This window comes from Ekhidna sp. (genome assembly GCF_040220215.1).
Taxonomy (GTDB): Bacteria; Bacteroidota; Bacteroidia; order Cytophagales; family Cyclobacteriaceae; genus Ekhidna.
Genome location: NZ_JAVJTR010000023.1, coordinates 111,181 through 128,226, shown reverse-complemented (window position 1 = coordinate 128,226; position 17,046 = coordinate 111,181). Strand labels below are relative to the sequence as shown.

Below are 17,046 nucleotides of genomic sequence, written 5' to 3'. Positions count from 1 at the left end.
TTTTTAATGTGAACGGGCATAGATCCGGTAATGAATAATTTGTAAATGGGAGAAGAACACGAAAACGAGGAAGAGATACACGATGTAATCCCGATATCCGGGATGTACGAAAACTGGTTTCTGGATTATGCATCATATGTAATCCTGGAGCGAGCAGTCCCTGCTATCAATGACGGCCTGAAACCTGTTCAGCGCCGGATTCTGCATGCCATGAAGGAAATGGATGATGGGCGCTATAACAAGGTCGCTAACATCATCGGCAGTGCTATGCAATACCACCCACATGGAGATGCCTCCATTGGCGATGCGATTGTAAACCTGGGGCAGAAGGATCTGTTAATTGACATGCAGGGTAACTGGGGGGATGTTCGTACAGGAGACTCTGCAGCTGCTGCCCGTTATATTGAGGCCAGGCTGTCCAAGTTTGCTCTGGAGGTTATCTTCAATCCACAAACCACCGAATGGCAGCTTTCCTATGATGGTAGAAAAAAAGAGCCGGTCACCTTTCCGGTGAAGTTCCCTTTATTGTTAGCTCAAGGAGTAGAAGGGATTGCTGTAGGGCTCTCTACTAAAATGCTTCCACATAATTTCTGTGAGATTCTGGAAGGTTGTATTGCGACCCTAAAAGGAAAGAAGGTGAAACTATACCCCGATTTCCTGACTGGCGGTAAAATTGACGTCACAGATTACAATGACGGCAAACGAGGTGGGAAAGTACGCGTGCGAGCCACTATCGAAGAGGTAGATAAGTCGACCTTAGCTATTCGTGACATTCCATATGGAACCACTACCACTTCATTGATTGAGTCCATTGTAAAAGCCAATGACAAAGGCAAGATCAAGATCAAACAGGTCATTGACAATACCGCTAAGGATATTGAAATTTTGGTGAGTCTGGCATCAGGCACTTCTCCGGATATTACCATGGATGCTTTATATGCATTCACCGATTGTGAAGTTTCAATTTCACCAAATGCATGCGTCATCATTAATGACAAACCACATTTCATAGGCGTTTCGGAGATTCTGAAGCAGTCGGTAGATCAAACCATTGATTTACTCAGACAGGAGCTGGAGATTGAAAAAGCAGAGCTAAAAGAAAAAATATTCTTTAGTGACTTGCTTAGAATCTTTATCAATGAGGGAATGTACAAACATCCTGATTATGAAAATTCGGGGGACCTCCAAAAGTGTTATGAAGTCCTTAATAAATTGTTTAGTCCATTCTTTGAGCAGTTCTATAGGGAAATCACCAATGAAGATTACAAAAGGCTCATAGATAAGCCGTTGAGCAGTATTACCCGCTTTGATACAAGCAAGGTAGATGCTCAAATCAAAGAGCTACAAGAAAAGATTTCACTGGTAGATTACAACCTGGATAATCTCACTGAGTTTGCTATTTCATACTATCAAAACTTACTGGACAAGTATGGAAAAAACCGTGAACGTAAGACGGAAATCACCAACTTTGATACTATCAATGTCAATATTGTTGCAGCTAATAACGCCAAACTATACGTCAACAGGCAGGATGGGTTTGTTGGTTATGGTTTGAAGAAAGATGAGTTCGTATGCGAATGTTCGGATATTGATGACATCATTGCTTTTACCAAAGAAGGTAAATGCGTGGTAACCCGAATCCAAGACAAAACTTTTGTTGGAAAGGATATTCTGTACGCTGGAGTATTTAAGAAAAACGATGAGAGGATGGTCTACAATATGGCTTATGTAGATGCCAAGTCAGGAAATTCTTACGTGAAGAGATTTCAGGTGCTTTCTGTAACAAGAGATCGTGAGTATGATCTCACCAAAGGAGGAAAGGGGAAGGTGCACTACTTCACTGCCAATCCGAATGGCGAAGCTGAGATTGTTACTGTATCATTAACACAGGCAAGCAAGGCCAGAAAGAAAGTGTTTGATTTTGACTTTTCTGAGTTGGAGATCAAAGGCAGGGGAGCGGGTGGAAACATCCTGACCAAATATCCTATAAGAAAAATTGTCCTGAAGGAAGAGGGAAAATCCACACTTGGAGGCGTAGACATCTGGTATGATCCTACAGTAGGGAGGTTGAACCGAGAGGATCGAGGTGATTTCCTCGGTAATTTCAAGTCAGAAGATCAAATAGTCGCTTTCTACAGAGATGGAAGTTACGAGACCACTTCGTTTGAACTGACCAATCATTATGATTTTAACAGCCTGATGGGTATTTATAAACTCGAACCAGATGCATCCTTCAATGCGATTCACTATGATGGTGAGTCAAAGAATTATTTCGTTAAGCGATTCATCATTGAAACAAATACGCCTGATAAGAAATTTTCGTTTGTAACTGAAGCAAGAAGTTCAAAGCTAATGTTCATTTCAAAGGGAATAAATACTGACGTAGAGGTTACTTACAAGGATGGACGCAAGCATGAGAAGAAGAAACTTGACTTAATGAATCTGATCGATATCAAAGGGTGGAAAGCGATCGGTAATAAACTTCCGGTACAGCAGGTCATCTCGGTGGATTTGATCAAAGAGGAAAAGGAGAAACCAAAGCAGTCAACTATCGATTTAGATGAGATCAAGAATACAATCAAGAGTGAAGTAGAAGAAGAAGAAAATCAGCTAGGTTTATTTGGTGAAAAGAAAGAGTAAATGAATCCGCAACAGGTCATCGATATCCTGGAACAGTTTGTGTCTGAAAATAAGCAGACGCATATCGAGCGGGTGCTTAACCAACGAACAAGACATGTGACACTTGTGTTCGAGGATATTGATAAACCTCACAATGTAAGTGCGGTATTGCGAACAGCAGAATGTATGGGTATTCAGGACCTTCATTTCATCAAAAACAAGAATGACTACAAGGTCAATCCGATCATCAGTCAGGGTGCTGCAAAGTGGGTGACGTTGCATCATCACAATAGAGCTGAGGATAATGTGTCAGAATGTTATCAATCACTCAGGGAGAATGGATATCAGATTTATGCTACTTCATTACATGAGAAGTCACAATCGATTGAAGACATTGATCCGTCTATAAAAACTGCCATCGTTTTCGGGACAGAAGCAGACGGAATAACACAGGAGGCAGGGAAAAAGGCTGACGGGTTTGTTCATATACCTATGAGTGGATTTACCGAGAGTTTTAATTTGTCAGTCAGTGCTGCCATTTGTTTGACTGTTCTAAAATCAAAGCTAAATAGATGGCCACCACTTACAGATCAGGAGATGCTGGTTCTTAGATCCGAGTGGTACAGAAAGATTGTTCGGGAATCTGATATAATTTTAAGATCGAAAGGAGTTGAAGTATGATAAAAATCACCGCCAAAAAACTTATTCGCCTGGGTTTTTGGATCACAATCACATTATTGCTCTTCATGCTGGGGACAAATATTTGGGTTGTGCAGTCCACAAAAAATCTAATCTATGATCCTGTGCAAGTCCCTTCAAATGAAGTGGCATTGGTCCTGGGTACAAGCAAACGAACTGTTGAGGGTAAACCCAACCGTTTCTTTGTGGAGCGAATGGAAACAGCAGCTTTGTTACATGCGGATGAGAAAGTCAAGCATATACTGGTAAGTGGAGATAATCGTACCAAATACTATAACGAGCCCAGGGATATGCTGCAGGCCTTGGGGGACCTAAACATACCCGAAGAACATATTTCGCTTGATTTTGCTGGTCTGAGAACGTTAGACTCTGTCGTGAGATGTAAGGAGGTTTTTGGACAAAGTAGAGTAACAATTGTTACCCAGGAGTTTCACTGCTATCGTTCCCTTTTTATCGCCCGATATTTTGGAATGGAGGCCGTAGCGGTTTCTGCAGATGATGGAGGGCCAGTTGGGAATTTACTTGCCATTCGGGAAATCCTTGCGCGTACAATTGCAGTTTTGGATCTTTATGTATTGCAGCGAGAGCCAAAATATATGGGGGAGGAAATCCAACTTCCTATCTAGCAATCATCTTCCAACCCAGTCTTTTAATTGTTTTAGTGCATCTTCACATTGCTTATCAATATCTTTCAAAACTTCTTCAGATGCTTTTTCCGGATGGTTCTGAATCTCCTCCAATGTTGAAGCACAGGGAAGTTGAATCATCTTGGCAGATGGCTTCAATTGATGAGCGGATTTGGAAAGTGCATCCAAGTCTTTGTTTTCAAGCTCTTTTCGCATCTTTTCCACAAGTTCCAGATAGGTACTTTCAAACGTTTCAATGAACTCATCTTTGAATGATTCATCGTCCTCACTTAAAACCTCTAAGTAGGTAAAATCTATTTTTTCCATAATTCGCTTAATCCGATGATAAATCTAACATCAATCAATTTCTTCTAGGTAAAAATCATAGACAAAATTTAGGGTTGATGTCGTCACCTACGCGGAAATTATTTTGTATTTTCGAGCCGAAAATTTGAAATCCCAAAAAGGAATGATCCCAGAATTAGAATCCCTAAGAGAAGATGAAATACAGGTGATGCTCAAGGCCCCTGTATATGTAGCTATATTAATTGCCGGAGCAGACGGTAAGATTGATAAATCCGAACGAAGAGAAGCTATTGATATCGCTCGTAATAAACAGAGCCGATCAAGAGAGCAGCTTGCTGAATTCTACAAATTGGTCAGTGAGCAATTCGAAACTAATTTTAATAAGCTGGTAGATGACCTTCCTTCAGGAACAGAAGCACGTATTTCTGCTATTACCACAGAGTTGAGAAAATTAAATTTCATCCTGCCTAAGGTGAACAAAAACTTTGCCATAAAATTTCATGCAAGCCTAAAGGACCTGGCAAAAAAGATTGCAGAAGCTTCTGGTGGAGTTCTTGGTTATCTCTCTGTGAGTTATGAAGAGTCCAGGTTGATGGAGTTGAAGATGATCAAAGAGATCGAATAGCGAACACCTAAGTAAAACATTTAGAACCCTGATTTCATCATTGAGATCAGGGTTTTTTAATTAATTTAACCCAATGCACAAGTCAGGAATAGTTCCACCTCTCAGGCTCTGCTTCTTTATGTGGCTTGTGTTTACTGTGGAGTTTTATTTGAAGGTGGATTTAGGCTATTTAGGGATTTATCCACGTGAGGTTTCAGGCTTGATTGGTATTGTAATGGCTCCATTACTGCATGGCAATTTCAACCACCTGGCATCCAATACCATTCCATTATTGGTCCTGGGAGGCACCCTTTTCTTTTTCTTCCCAAGAATCGCACAACGGGTGTTTCTGCAAGCATATTTTTTCACCAACCTTTTAGTTTGGATCTTTGGAAGACCTTTCTTTCATATTGGTGCTAGCGGCCTTATTTATGCTCTGGCTTCTTTCCTGGTTTTTTTCGGTTTGTTCAATCGCAATTTTAAGTCTGTGATCATTAGCGCCAGTGTCATATTTCTATATGGAGGTATGGCTTATGGTTTACTTTCGTTCGATGATAGGGTAAGCTGGGAGTCTCACTTGATGGGAGCTGTTGTTGGGTTAGTTACTGCGATGTTGCTGAGGAACAAATAAACATTTGTATCCATATGTTGTTTTACTCTTTAATTAAAACAAATTAAATATGAAAAAGATTATTATGCTGCTGTTCATTGCAGTTTGTGCTACCGGGTGCGTTAGTCAAAAAAAGTATGAAGTATTGGAAGAAGAACTTGCTAAATACAAGGTAGACGACACATTCCAAAGCGCCGAAACAACCGATGTAGCCTACAATAAAACTTTAGACATTACCGAATTAAAAAAACAAATAAACAACCTCGAACTAGAGAATAAATCGCTAAGTCTTAAAATTGAAAATCTTCAAAAGAAATTGGATGAGTGCCAATAGAAAATACTAAAAATTTTAGTATTTTCACATTGTGGATTATATCAAAGGAAAAGGAGCGCAAATCAACGTACCAAACAAGTTTTTAAATCATCACATTAGCACGGATGAAATTGATGGTTTGGATGAAGAGATGTTGACTGACAAGCCTAAGACTGAGGTATTCACTGAGACACCTAAAAAGATAATTTCTACAAACAAGAGTCCAGACATTGGTATGTCTGCATCCATCAATCCGTATCAAGGCTGTGAACATGGTTGTATATATTGCTATGCCCGTAATTCTCATGAGTACTGGGGGTTTAGTGCAGGGCTTGATTTTGAGACCAAGATCATTGTAAAGCCCGAAGCGCCTCAAATGTTGGAGAAGGAATTTCTGAAGCCTACATGGAAACCTAAAACCATCATGCTAAGTGGTAACACTGATTGCTATCAGCCATTAGAAAAGCAGTTTAAACTCACTCGAAAACTGCTCGAAGTATTCAATAAGTATCAAAATCCAGTAGGAATTATTACAAAGAATGCTTTAGTTGTCCGGGATATCGATATTCTAAAAGAATTAGCCTCAGCTAATCTTGTTCATGTGATTTTCTCTATCACAACCCTTGACGAAAAACTCAGGCAAAAGCTTGAGCCCAGGACCGCTAGTGCGATAAAGAAACTAAAGGCAATGGAGGAACTAGCCCATAATAATATTCCTGTAGGGGTAATGAACGCGCCAATCATTCCCGGACTGAATCATCATGAAATACCAGCAATATTAAAAGCCACAGCAGATGCCGGAGCTTCTTTTGCCAGCTATACGGTGGTAAGACTTAATGGTCAGATAGGGACTATTTTCCATGACTGGATTAAAAAGACATTTCCAGACAGGGTGGAGAAAGTGTGGCATCAAATACAGGACCTACATGGAGGTAATGTGAATGATGTGGAGTTTGGTCGACGTATAAAAGGAGATGGTAAAATATCAGAAGTCATCAGAAAGCTATTTGAAGTAAGCAAGAGGAAATACTTCAAAGATCGATCATTTGCACCGTTAGAGACCTCCCATTTTAGAAAGGGAGGGAGCTACAGCTTGTTCTAATAAAAAACCCCTGACAGTATCGTCAGGGGCTTCCTCTTCATACTTACCTATAATTATTTATAGAATAAGGTTTTGATTAGTCGCTTAAATGGGCACTCATAAACCATGCTGCCCCGGCTAATGCTATATCTCTTAAAAAGATAGAAGGATCGCTTCCAAAGTTTTTCAGATGTATGAGTAGGGCAAATAAAAGCAGCATTAACCCCAAAAGTTGTGTGGCCAATTTGGCTTTTTTCCCTATGACAATTGCTATAGCAGCCAGAATGAGCGCAATTCCTGTCAAGTAGACAAAAATTAATGGTGCTGGCAGAAAATCAGGCACCATTCCCGTCATATCATCGGCACTTGTCAGATGCGCTATTCCAAACATTACCAGTGGCCCAGCATACATGAGTTTTCCTATAAATCCTAAGCTTTTCATTTGGTTGAATTAAGGTTGAAAATAGAATGTTAATCTCCTTGAAGATACATTTTTTAGCCATGAATCACAAAAATCCTTCATGATCGATCAGCCCAAATTTTCCAAATTTGATATCAAATTATTCTTGATGTTATCATTTATCGGATACCACAATTCATCCAGTAAAACAGAATCCGAAGAAGGTTTTCTTATTCCTGTTAATTTATCAAAATCCAGAGCATAAATATGATTCATGATTTCCCTTCCTGTTTCCCAATCTTTGCTTTCTATTTCATTTTTATTAATTACTCTTTTTGAGAATTCCCACGTTATCTCATAGGGCTTATTATTTAATCTTAGCTGAATTTTTAGTGGAGCCTCTATTTGATCTTGCTCGATGACAGCTTGTAGCAACTCTTGAAATAGGACGTCCGCACTTTGGATGTCTTTCGCAAAGCCTTTTTGTTCATCCTCAATAGCGATGTGTAAGTAAATTTCGCTATCAGGTTCTGATTGAATTTGTAAAGTCGAAAAAGACAGAATATCGGCTTTCCATTTCGGGTCAATAACACCTCTCCAGGAATAATCATCATTCTTGGTAAATCCTTCTGCTTTTAATTCATCTAAAGAAATTGTGTCACGTCCCAGATATTCTAAAGTAAGTTCGGCCGTGATTTCCTTGCTCCCGATTTCAAATTTGAAAACTGCCGCATAGGCGAAAGGAGGGGCCAAATGTTGGGGCTGATATGATATAGTGATCACCATAAAGATTTTTCAAAATGTTCTTGTGTCTTCCTTCGATCTATTTTTTTTGATTCTGTTTGAAAAATGGTTTGATTCCAAAAAATCTCTTTTGGAATATGGTATTTATTAAGCCCGGAAAAGTCGATTTTTTTTGGATTCTCACTTGACAGGATGACAACCCTTCTTCCAAGGTTTGCGTCAGGGATGTATCCGACCATAAAGGCCTTTTTGAATTGAGAACTTAAATGGTCTTCAATTTTTTCAGGATTAACCTTTATTCCTCCTGAATTAATAATAAAATCTTTTCTCCCAATCCATTTAAAGGAATTGCGATCAACATACTCAATGATATCATTGGTTTCCAGCCATTTGTGGTCTGTTATGGAGCCTTTTACAGATAGTGATTGATCACTACCTTGTTTTATAGTAGTATCACCTGTTGTCTTAAAAATATCCTTGTCAATTGGCCGCAATGCAATATGCGACACTGTTTCGGTCATGCCATAGGTTGAGTAGATGGAGGTTGCATACTCGTTTTTTATAATTGGCATTGGAGCTCCGCCTATTAAGATTATCTTGAATCTTTCGATCTCGTGTTTACTTAAGCTCTTGAATTGTAGAGGAGCCATAGAGACAAGATCAAACATTTGATTGTCTTCTAATTCACTCAGCAGGCTGGACGAGGGAGTAGTAAGTGTTAGGTCTTGATTGAAAATCAGCGCTCTGTAAATGACCATCGCTCCCCCTATATGTGCCGGATTTAAACAAAGGAGTGATGTTTTAATCATGCCTTTAGGATCTATAAAAGCTAGGGTAGCCCTGGCACTTAATTCAATCTTCTCCCTACTAATTTCTATTTTTTTGGGTCTTCCTGTTGAACCGGAAGTTTGATGAGTAAAAGATTGCTGGCCTGAATGCCAACTGTGAATTAATTTCAACACAAAGTTTTCTAACTCGTTATATCTTTCTGTTGGAAGATTATCTTTTAGAATTTCTTCTAACTTTAAAACGAAATTTTTAGATTTTATAATCACTGCGCTTGGAAAACGAAGAGGTAATAGTAAGTAGATTAATCAACAAAGATAAGCGGGCATTTGAACTCGTCTTCAATCAATATTATGGAATAATGGTACTGTATGCCTCAAGGTTCATGGATACTCGTGAAGAGGCTGAAGAAATCGTTCAAGACGTCTTTGTTAAGTTTTGGGAAAAGTGTGACACCCTTTCCGCGGACTCGTCCATTAAGAGTTATCTGTACAGATCTGTACATAATTCCTGCCTAAACACAATCAAGCATGAAAAGGTAAAAGATGGCTACCGTCAGTATGTTGTTCAAATGATGGAGTCTACTTATCAGAATGACTTTGACATCAAAGACCCGGACGAAACCAGAAAGCGTATTTATGCTGAAATAGACAAACTTCCTCCCAGATGCTCTGAGATTTTCAAGTTAAGTAGGTTCGAAGGATTAAAGTATCAGGAAATTGCGGATCATTTGGGGATTTCAGTAAAAACAGTAGAAGTTCAGATGGGCAAGGCACTAAAAGTTTTAAGGGAAAGCTTGCAAGATCTTAAAAATCTACGTGATGCGAGCTAGTTTCTTGCTATGCCTGATTGTTATTTCACTTCAGTGCATCAGTCAAAACAGAAAGAACGATCTAATAAATGGAGATTTCTATAATGTTGGGCTTGACGTCATTTTTGACAGTATAAGTGCACAAACAAACTATTTCTTTAGTTACAATTCGAATTTACTTCCAAAGGGTAGTCTTTATGCTATTTCAGCTGAAAATATGCCAATTGACCAATTCTTATCCAAGCTTTTGGCTGGCACGGGGCTAAAATATACCTTTTTCAAAGATCAGATCATTTTGAATTATGAACCACCTGAGCAAGTAATAAGAAAGAAGAACTTCTTCAGCATTTCAGGTAAAGTGACCGATGAAAACGGACAGCCTTTAAATGACGCCAATGTTTTTCTTGATGGTACTACTATAGGGGTATCCAGCGATTTAGATGGTAATTATAAGCTAGAATCAATCCCTCCGGGATTTTATAACATTGTATTTTCTTATGTAGGTTTTGAAAACGCTGTTTATCAAATTTCGGAAAATAATGGGGGCGCAAGAATACAAAACCATCAAATGGAATTGGATTTGGGACAGTTGGAAGAAGTTGAGGTCATTTCAAATCGTATACATAAAAATGAAAATAGCTGGATGCATCATTATTCAATTTTTAGAAGGGAAATCCTAAGTCAATCTAATAATGCTGAACAATGTGTTATCGAAAATCCAGAGGTGATTAATTTTAGTTTCGATAATTCAGATGAATCGCTAATAGCTTTTGCACAGCAGCCCATTCAAATTAGAAATGATGCGTTAGGATATAGAATCAACTATTTTTTGGAGTCTTTCATAAAAAATAAGAATGACTTAAGATTTCGAGGAAAAATGCGTTTTAGTAATCTTGAACCATTAAATGGAAGTGAAAAAAGATCTTGGAGAAGGAATAGAAGAGATAGCTATTATGGATCTTTTAATCATTTCAAAAAATCCCTTTTAAGTGGAGATATAAAGAAAGAAGGTTTTAGAGTTTATCAATTAAGAAATATTGACAAATTCGAGATTGATAAGGACCAGGAGTTAGATGTTACTGATATCCTCGTATTTAAAGGGGACCACTATGTTTTGGATTTCAAGAATTATCTGATAGTTGAGTTTAGAAAAGAAAAGGAGAGCGAGAAATTTCTTCGCTTAAGTGAATATATAGGCCTTTTGTACCCAGACCAAATCTCAAAAGAAGGTGTATTGTTACACCAACCAGATAATCAAATTTCAATCTTGAAGTTATTGAAAGGATCTGTTAGATTAGATTTGTCTGGTGAAATAATGGATAGGTTTGGAATAACAACTTATGGGTATTGGTCATGGGAAAGGATAGCAGATCTGGTCCCAATTAATTATGATCCGAAATACGATAATTTGTAAAAAAGACTTAAGGGGTATAGGCTTATAAGTTGTTAATAACCAGACGATAAGAAGAAAATGGAAGAAGTACTGGCAAAATATTTTATTGGTGAAGCAGATAAGGACGAAATATCCTTGATCGAATCATGGAGATCAGAGTCTGAATCTAATGCAAAAGCATTTTTAGAGGCTAAGACTGTTTGGTTAAACAGCGGGCTTGAAATTCATGCTCCGGTAGGTGTACTAAGCGAAATTTTGAAAGAAAGTTCAGCTAAGCAAGTACCTTTTATGATGAAAAGTTGGGTGAAATATGCTAGTGCGGCAGTGTTAGTCTTGGCCATTTCATTGCTTTTTGTATTGAACCAAAACTCCACAGACAGCAATTTTTCAAACAAACAGCTTACTGATGGAAGTAAAATTTCCCTTCATGGTGAATCTAGCCTTGAGGTTATTGCATTTACAGACAATATAAGAGAGGTAAGGGTTACTGGTAAAGCTTATTTTGATATTGAAAGAGATGAATCCAGACCTTTCATCATCCACACGGATAATGCAAAGATTGAAGTGTTAGGCACAAGCTTTCTCATAGATACTTATGGAGCCAAGACAGAAGTATGCGTAGAGTCTGGGCTTGTGGAACTGTCAAAAATGAAAAATGGAAAAAAGGAAGTGGCTGTCACTCTTAGCAAGGGTGAAATGGGATTAATCAATAGCGTGAACAAGGGAATAATCAAGAAGAACAATAACAATCTTAATTATCTCGCCTGGAAAACTAAGATTATTAGCTTTAACAATTCAAGAATGTCAGAGGTAAAGTCTGTCATTGAGGATGTGTATGGAATAGAAGTGTCCTTCGAAAATCCTTCATTCAAAGAATGTAAGCTAACAGCCAAATTCAATAAGAAAAAGCCGAAAGATGCGCTTGAGATTATCGCAAGAACATTCGGAGTGGAATTTGAATACACCAATGGAAAAGCAATACTCAAAGGAAAAGGGTGCTAATGAACTAATAATTACAATCTTTAAAAGTCCCATCACAACACATGATGGGACTTTTTTTTTGATCAAGGAATCCACTTGATATCACTGAAGTCAGGCTTTCGCTTCTCTAAGAAAGCATTCCTTCCTTCCTTGGCTTCATCTGTCATATACGCCAATCTTGTGGCCTCTCCGGCAAATACCTGTTGACCAACCATACCATCATCAGTAAGATTGAATGCAAACTTCAGCATCTTGATGGAAGTAGGGGATTTTGCCAGGATTTCCTGTGCCCATTGATAGGCCTCATCTTCCAACTGATCGTGAGGGATCACTGCATTGACCATTCCCATTTCAAATGCTTCCTGTGCAGAATAGTTTCTGCCTAAAAAGAAGATTTCCCTTGCTCGTTTCTGACCTACCATTTTAGCCAGATAAGCGGAACCATAGCCGCCATCGAAGCTGGTTACATCAGCGTCGGTTTGTTTAAATATGGCATGCTCTTTACTTGCCAGCGTTAAATCACAAACAGTATGCAAGCTGTGGCCGCCACCGACAGACCATCCAGGGACTACCGCAATGACAACTTTAGGCATAAATCGAATCAATCGCTGCACTTCAAGAATGTTTAAGCGAGGCATGCCATCCTCATCCACATAGCCCTGGTGTCCTCTTGCATTTTGATCGCCACCGCTACAGAACGCCCAGCCACCATCTTTAGCAGAGGGACCTTCACCACTTAGCAGCACTACACCAATGTTGACATCTTCTCGCGCATCAAGAAACGCCTTATACAATTCTGCAACCGTCTTAGGTCTGAAAGCATTTCGTACCTCAGGCCTGTTGAAGGCAATGCGGGCTACTTTGCCGCATTTCTTGTAGGTAATATCTTCAAAGCCTTCGGCTGTTTTCCAGTCAATTTTCGATTCGCTCATTAAGGAGTTTTTTTAATTCTTTATATACACGTTGGTTCGTTTCCGGATCAGTAAAGATTTCAAGCACCTTGCCATGTTCAGAAGGTTCATAAAATGATTTCAATGAAGAAACTAACGCTTTTTCATTGTCAACCTTTTCGTATTCCAATCCGCTTTCAGTGCAAATATATTCCCCTGTTCGATTATGCCTGGTCTCAAAATACTCTTCCAGCTCCGGCAGATTGGCAGGGCCATCTATCAGCCGGAAAATACCGCCACCCTGATTATTCAAAACAATCACCCGTAAATTGGGTAAGGCATAATTATGAAAGAAAGCATTCCGATCGTAGAGAAAAGCTAAGTCGCCGGTAAGCAGCACATTCATTCGGTCTGAAACCATACACGTTCCGATCGCTGTAGACGTACATCCGTCAATGCCGCTGGTGCCTCTGTTACAATACGTTTGAATAGAATTTTTAACTCCAAATAGGTCTGCATAACGAACTGGCATAGAGTTACTTAAATGAAGTATAGAATCGCTTGATAATGTCTCTAAAACCTGAAATGCAGCCTTCGATTCACTGAATGTTTCCAGGAGATTAAAGGTATCTAATGCTTGACGAGCCCTAACCTCCGCAGCTTTCCATACCCTTATATAATTGCTGTCCGCATGATCAAACGAATGCGTTTTTAAAAAGGAACTTAACGCCTCCTTGATTAAGCGAGGAGACGACTGGAAGGTATCTACCTCTATTCCGGCTGGGTCAAAATGAAAATGAGTTTTTGGAGGTTGAGACCTCAAATATTGCTTTAATTTCTTTGAGAGAACGGACAAACCAGTGGTAATCAAAAGGTCGGGCTGCAGTTCTTTTTGGTTGCTGATGAAGCCATCCACATGTTGAATGCCTACTTGCAGGTTATTCAAAGGTGACCTAAGAACCGGAACTAACTTCGAAATTGATTTCAGTTGAGCTTCCAATTCCTGATCAGGATCTTTTTGGCCTACCAGAATGAGCACCTTCTTGTAAGGAGTTAAATCTGTATTGAGCTTTCTGGAAATGGGAGAATCACCTACTTCATCCATTTCAACCTTTTCAAATTCTAATGCTTGACCGGCTTCAGGATAGAACGGTTCTTTAAAAGGTACATTGATATGAACCGGACCCAAAGGAAGCGTAGTTGCATCTTGCAATGCCTGGATCAGCATTTCCGAATAGTTCTTTGCTTCAACTTCTGTTGATACCAATGGAAGATTAACCGAGCCCTTCACATGATTTTTCAATGCTTCAAACTGTCGGATCGTCTGACCATCCCGCTGGTCAATCAGCTCAGGTGGACGATCTGCTGACAGAACGATCAATGGAATTTCTCTGTAGTAAGCTTCTGCAATCGCCGGGGCATAATTAAGCAATGCTGATCCACTTGTGCAGCAAAGAACAACAGGTGTTTTCGTTTCCTGGGCTATACCAAGGGCAACAAACCCAGCAGAGCGCTCATCCGGAATGATATATTTCTTGATGCCTTCATGTCTTGCAAAGGAGATAGTCAATGGTGCATTTCTGGATCCCGGAGACATCACCGCATAACGTACCCCAAGCTGGTGACAGATTTGGGAAGTATTAAAAACCGTAGGGTGGAGCACTTATGTTAATTAAACTTGGGATCAAAAGTACGGTTACTGTCTTTCATTCGCTTTCGTCCAATCTGAAAGAAAATAATCGATCCAAGAATTGGAAACAAAATGATCAATAGTAGCCAGGGAGCTGGGCTTTCCTTACTGTTTCTGCTAAGCCTGAAAATATCAATCAACGCCCATATCCAAAGCACAACAGCTAAAAAGAAAAACCCGCCTAAAATCATCATTGTACGATTAGTAAATTCTAACATTTCCATAACTCAGTATAGTTTAGATTTCAAAACATTCATTTTTATCTCCGTCTCCTCATATTCCCTCTGTGGATCAGAATCTTCTGTCAGTCCTGCACCCGCAAAAAATCGAATGTACGCATCCATTACTTTCATGCACCGGAGGTTGACAAAAAGACTGGTGGAGTCCTCAAAATTGACAGGTCCCAGGAAGCCGGAATAAAACTCGCGATCGTAATTTTCTACTTCTTTAATCCACGGTTTCGCATGTTCAATGGGCATGCCACAGACTGCCGAGGTAGGGTGGAGCAGCTCCAGCATCTGATCTGCTAAGTCCTCAAACGTAACCTCCGAATAATCAACCACAAACTCTGTTTTGAGGTGTGCCAGATTCCCGGCCTGTATGGTTTTTGGACCGTGCTCATGAAATTCCCGGAGACGGATTTTCTTAAAGCAGTTGATGATGTATCTGCTCACGAGTGCCTGCTCCTCAATTTCTTTTTGTGTCCAGGCTATTTCACTGAGCTTCTGTCCGTTTTCAAGTCTTTTCGTGCCCGCTAAAGCGACCGTCTTAAAGCTGTTATGATCATCCGAAATCAGTAATTCAGGAGATGCACCTATCCACATACCCTTTCCGGGAATGAAGGACAAACTGCAAAACGCATTTGCATACTGAGTCGATATGGTCTCAAAAAACTGCCACGGTGAAAAGCCGGATGGGATCTCTTCATCTTTAAACCTGGAGAGTACAACCTTCTCAAAGGTGCCCTTTTGAATTTCAGCAACTGCTCTTTCAACCAATTCTTCAAACGCATTGGATGTAGGCTGTGAAGCCTTATTGCTTGGATTTTTTCTCTTCGAGATTGAATTTATCTGCGCTTTAAAAGCATCAATTTGTACATCGCTAATGTTGGGACTAAACTCCACATTTTGATTCGTGATAATAATGTCTGCGCTAATGAAATACGGCTTTATCGGATGGTTATCCCCAAAGGCATTGATTACAAATCCGGGTGAGGTATTAGCAATCTGAAGGTCAGGGATTTGGGTAGGCTCGGTTAGCGAGATAATGAATTTACTTTCCGTACTGTTGGGCATGCGCCAAACAGCGAATGAATATCCGGTCTCAGCCAGTTGGTCAATCAACTCTTCCGGCTGCTTTAAGCTTAAAATGGAGGCGAGTTCTTTCACTTTCGATCTAATATAGCGATGGTTATCCTGCTGATGGCGACAAGCTTTTTGTCTTCGTTGTGAATTTCAATACTCCACACTTGCGTACCTCTGCCTAAGTGAATCGGTTTGGCTGTCCCGGTCACCAGGCCTTCAGTGGCTGATTTAATGTGATTGGTATTGATCTCCAGACCAACAGGATATTGTTTGTTTAAGTCAATGGTCAACGTGGCACCTACACTACCCATCGTTTCAGCCAATGCCACCGAAGCACCACCGTGTAACAATCCCATGGGTTGCTTGGTTCGATGATCTACAGGCATGGTTGCAACAAGATAGTCAGCACCTATTTCGGTGAATTCGATCCCCAAATGTTCTACCATACATCCCTTTGACATGCTATTAACAGCATCTAATTCGATGTAATCGGGAAAAATTCGTTCATTTGCCATTTGTACCAGCAAACCAACGTAAAGCAACCTTGAAAAGCAAGACGATTTTTATACTTCGACACGGAGAAACCGATTTCAATAAGAATGGAATGGTGCAAGGGCGGGGGGTGAATGCCTCGATCAATGAAGCCGGAAAAGAGCAGGCCAGAAAGGCCGGAGCTATGCTAGCTGACATTCCATTTGATCATGTTTTTACTTCTGCTTTGATTCGCACAAAAGAAACGGTGGGCCAATTCATTCACAATGGAACACCCGTAACATCCCTGGACGGATTTGATGAGATTAGTTGGGGCAATCAGGAAGGAAAAGAAGCTTCATACGATGCGAAAAACCTTTATGCGGATACCGTAAACGGCTGGCGTAGGGGAGAACTTCACCTGAATGTAGGGGGCGGAGAAAATCCGCTTGAGGTGATGGAACGACAGCAAACAGCAATGCAGCAGGTGTTAGAGACGGATGGTGAAAATATCCTCATTTGCATGCACGGAAGAGCCATGCGCGTATTATTAAGCTGGACACTGAATTATCCCCTGAATTTCATGGATGGCTTCCCACATGCCAATTGTTCGTATTACGTACTGGGATACCGGGGAAGTTCGTTTTACCTGAAAGATTTTAATCGGGTTGGGCATTTGGGGTGAATGGGGCTTTATATGGGCTTCATTGGGGAACAA

The 17,046-nt window shown here is 40.0% G+C and carries 20 protein-coding genes; 11 read left to right on the top strand and 9 right to left on the bottom strand.

The genetic code is table 11. From position 1 onward, the window contains the following. Positions 1-45 precede the first annotated feature (45 nt). The 3 genes from RIC88_RS16150 to RIC88_RS16140 are packed head-to-tail and all read left to right on the top strand — an operon-like array spanning position 46 to position 3,944. A complete protein-coding gene (locus tag RIC88_RS16150) occupies positions 46-2,640 on the top strand; it encodes a DNA gyrase/topoisomerase IV subunit A (protein ID WP_350218603.1) in 2,595 nt (864 codons plus the stop codon). Further along, positions 2,641-3,300 carry a TrmH family RNA methyltransferase gene (locus tag RIC88_RS16145; protein ID WP_350218602.1) on the top strand — a complete coding sequence of 220 codons (660 nt, stop codon included), beginning with the start codon at positions 2,641-2,643 and terminating at the stop codon, positions 3,298-3,300. It begins immediately after the preceding gene. Next, on the top strand, positions 3,297-3,944 hold the full coding sequence (locus RIC88_RS16140) for a SanA/YdcF family protein (protein ID WP_350218601.1): 648 nt from the start codon (positions 3,297-3,299) through the stop codon (positions 3,942-3,944). Before RIC88_RS16145 ends, RIC88_RS16140 begins: the two co-directional genes overlap by 4 nt. A gap of 3 nt (positions 3,945-3,947) precedes the next feature. Here RIC88_RS16140 and RIC88_RS16135 read toward each other — a convergent pair whose 3' ends face one another. Next, a complete protein-coding gene (locus RIC88_RS16135) occupies positions 3,948-4,271 on the bottom strand; it encodes an Hpt domain-containing protein (protein ID WP_350218600.1) in 324 nt (107 codons plus the stop codon). Between the two features lie 142 nt (positions 4,272-4,413). Here RIC88_RS16135 and RIC88_RS16130 point away from each other — a divergent pair, with 142 nt between their 5' ends. The 4 genes from RIC88_RS16130 (at position 4,414) to RIC88_RS16115 (ending at position 6,879) form a co-directional block, all read left to right on the top strand. Then, complete coding sequence (locus RIC88_RS16130; RefSeq protein WP_350218599.1) at positions 4,414-4,875, top strand: hypothetical protein; 462 nt, start codon at positions 4,414-4,416, stop codon at positions 4,873-4,875. A 73-nt stretch (positions 4,876-4,948) separates the two neighbouring features. Continuing rightward, entirely contained in the window at positions 4,949-5,485 is a 537-nt protein-coding gene (locus RIC88_RS16125) for a rhomboid family intramembrane serine protease (RefSeq protein WP_350218598.1), read from the top strand. 49 nt (positions 5,486-5,534) lie between these two features. After that, positions 5,535-5,798: a hypothetical protein gene (locus RIC88_RS16120; RefSeq protein WP_350218597.1), complete on the top strand. Its 264-nt coding sequence runs from the start codon at positions 5,535-5,537 to the stop codon at positions 5,796-5,798. 31 nt (positions 5,799-5,829) lie between these two features. Further along, positions 5,830-6,879, top strand: a complete 1,050-nt coding sequence (locus RIC88_RS16115) for a PA0069 family radical SAM protein (protein ID WP_350218596.1) — start codon at positions 5,830-5,832, stop codon at positions 6,877-6,879. A 76-nt stretch (positions 6,880-6,955) separates the two neighbouring features. On the opposite strand, the gene RIC88_RS16110 is transcribed toward RIC88_RS16115, so the two are convergent. The 3 genes from RIC88_RS16110 to RIC88_RS16100 form a co-directional block, all read right to left on the bottom strand. Further along, the gene (locus RIC88_RS16110) at positions 6,956-7,300 is read right to left on the bottom strand and encodes a DoxX-related protein (RefSeq protein ID WP_350218595.1); all 345 of its coding nucleotides are present in this window, start codon (positions 7,298-7,300) and stop codon (positions 6,956-6,958) included. An 87-nt stretch (positions 7,301-7,387) separates the two neighbouring features. Next, entirely contained in the window at positions 7,388-8,044 is a 657-nt protein-coding gene (locus RIC88_RS16105) for a hypothetical protein (RefSeq protein WP_350218594.1), read from the bottom strand. Then, positions 8,038-9,057 (bottom strand): AMP-binding protein, encoded by a 1,020-nt coding sequence (locus RIC88_RS16100; protein WP_350218593.1) that lies wholly within the window; start codon positions 9,055-9,057, stop codon positions 8,038-8,040. Before RIC88_RS16100 ends, RIC88_RS16105 begins: the two co-directional genes overlap by 7 nt. A gap of 5 nt (positions 9,058-9,062) precedes the next feature. Here RIC88_RS16100 and RIC88_RS16095 point away from each other — a divergent pair, with 5 nt between their 5' ends. The 3 genes from RIC88_RS16095 to RIC88_RS16085 are packed head-to-tail and all read left to right on the top strand — an operon-like array spanning position 9,063 to position 11,994. Further along, positions 9,063-9,620 carry an RNA polymerase sigma-70 factor gene (locus RIC88_RS16095; RefSeq protein WP_350218592.1) on the top strand — a complete coding sequence of 186 codons (558 nt, stop codon included), beginning with the start codon at positions 9,063-9,065 and terminating at the stop codon, positions 9,618-9,620. After that, the gene (locus RIC88_RS16090) at positions 9,610-11,013 is read left to right on the top strand and encodes a carboxypeptidase-like regulatory domain-containing protein (protein WP_350218591.1); all 1,404 of its coding nucleotides are present in this window, start codon (positions 9,610-9,612) and stop codon (positions 11,011-11,013) included. The genes RIC88_RS16095 and RIC88_RS16090 overlap by 11 nt, the downstream gene beginning before the upstream one ends. A 57-nt stretch (positions 11,014-11,070) precedes the next feature. Continuing rightward, on the top strand, positions 11,071-11,994 hold the full coding sequence (locus RIC88_RS16085; protein WP_350218590.1) for a FecR family protein: 924 nt from the start codon (positions 11,071-11,073) through the stop codon (positions 11,992-11,994). Positions 11,995-12,056: 62 nt separating this feature from the next. Here the strand turns inward: RIC88_RS16085 and RIC88_RS16080 are convergent, their stop codons facing one another. Genes RIC88_RS16080 through RIC88_RS16060 form a run of 5 tightly spaced genes read right to left on the bottom strand, consistent with a single transcriptional unit; the run spans position 12,057 to position 16,372 of the window. Continuing rightward, complete coding sequence (locus RIC88_RS16080) at positions 12,057-12,905, bottom strand: 1,4-dihydroxy-2-naphthoyl-CoA synthase (RefSeq protein WP_350218589.1); 849 nt, start codon at positions 12,903-12,905, stop codon at positions 12,057-12,059. Beyond that, a complete protein-coding gene (gene menD, locus RIC88_RS16075; protein WP_350218588.1) occupies positions 12,886-14,526 on the bottom strand; it encodes a 2-succinyl-5-enolpyruvyl-6-hydroxy-3-cyclohexene-1-carboxylic-acid synthase in 1,641 nt (546 codons plus the stop codon). The genes RIC88_RS16080 and menD overlap by 20 nt, the downstream gene beginning before the upstream one ends. Positions 14,527-14,531: 5 nt before the next feature. Further along, positions 14,532-14,777, bottom strand: coding sequence for a PLDc N-terminal domain-containing protein (locus RIC88_RS16070; RefSeq protein ID WP_350218587.1), 246 nt, complete (start codon positions 14,775-14,777; stop codon positions 14,532-14,534). A gap of 3 nt (positions 14,778-14,780) precedes the next feature. Next, complete coding sequence (locus RIC88_RS16065) at positions 14,781-15,941, bottom strand: isochorismate synthase (protein ID WP_350218586.1); 1,161 nt, start codon at positions 15,939-15,941, stop codon at positions 14,781-14,783. Continuing rightward, positions 15,938-16,372: a hotdog fold thioesterase gene (locus tag RIC88_RS16060; protein ID WP_350218585.1), complete on the bottom strand. Its 435-nt coding sequence runs from the start codon at positions 16,370-16,372 to the stop codon at positions 15,938-15,940. Before RIC88_RS16060 ends, RIC88_RS16065 begins: the two co-directional genes overlap by 4 nt. 29 nt (positions 16,373-16,401) lie before the next feature. Here RIC88_RS16060 and RIC88_RS16055 point away from each other — a divergent pair, with 29 nt between their 5' ends. After that, the gene (locus tag RIC88_RS16055) at positions 16,402-17,013 is read left to right on the top strand and encodes a histidine phosphatase family protein (protein ID WP_350218584.1); all 612 of its coding nucleotides are present in this window, start codon (positions 16,402-16,404) and stop codon (positions 17,011-17,013) included. Positions 17,014-17,046: the final 33 nt, after the last annotated feature.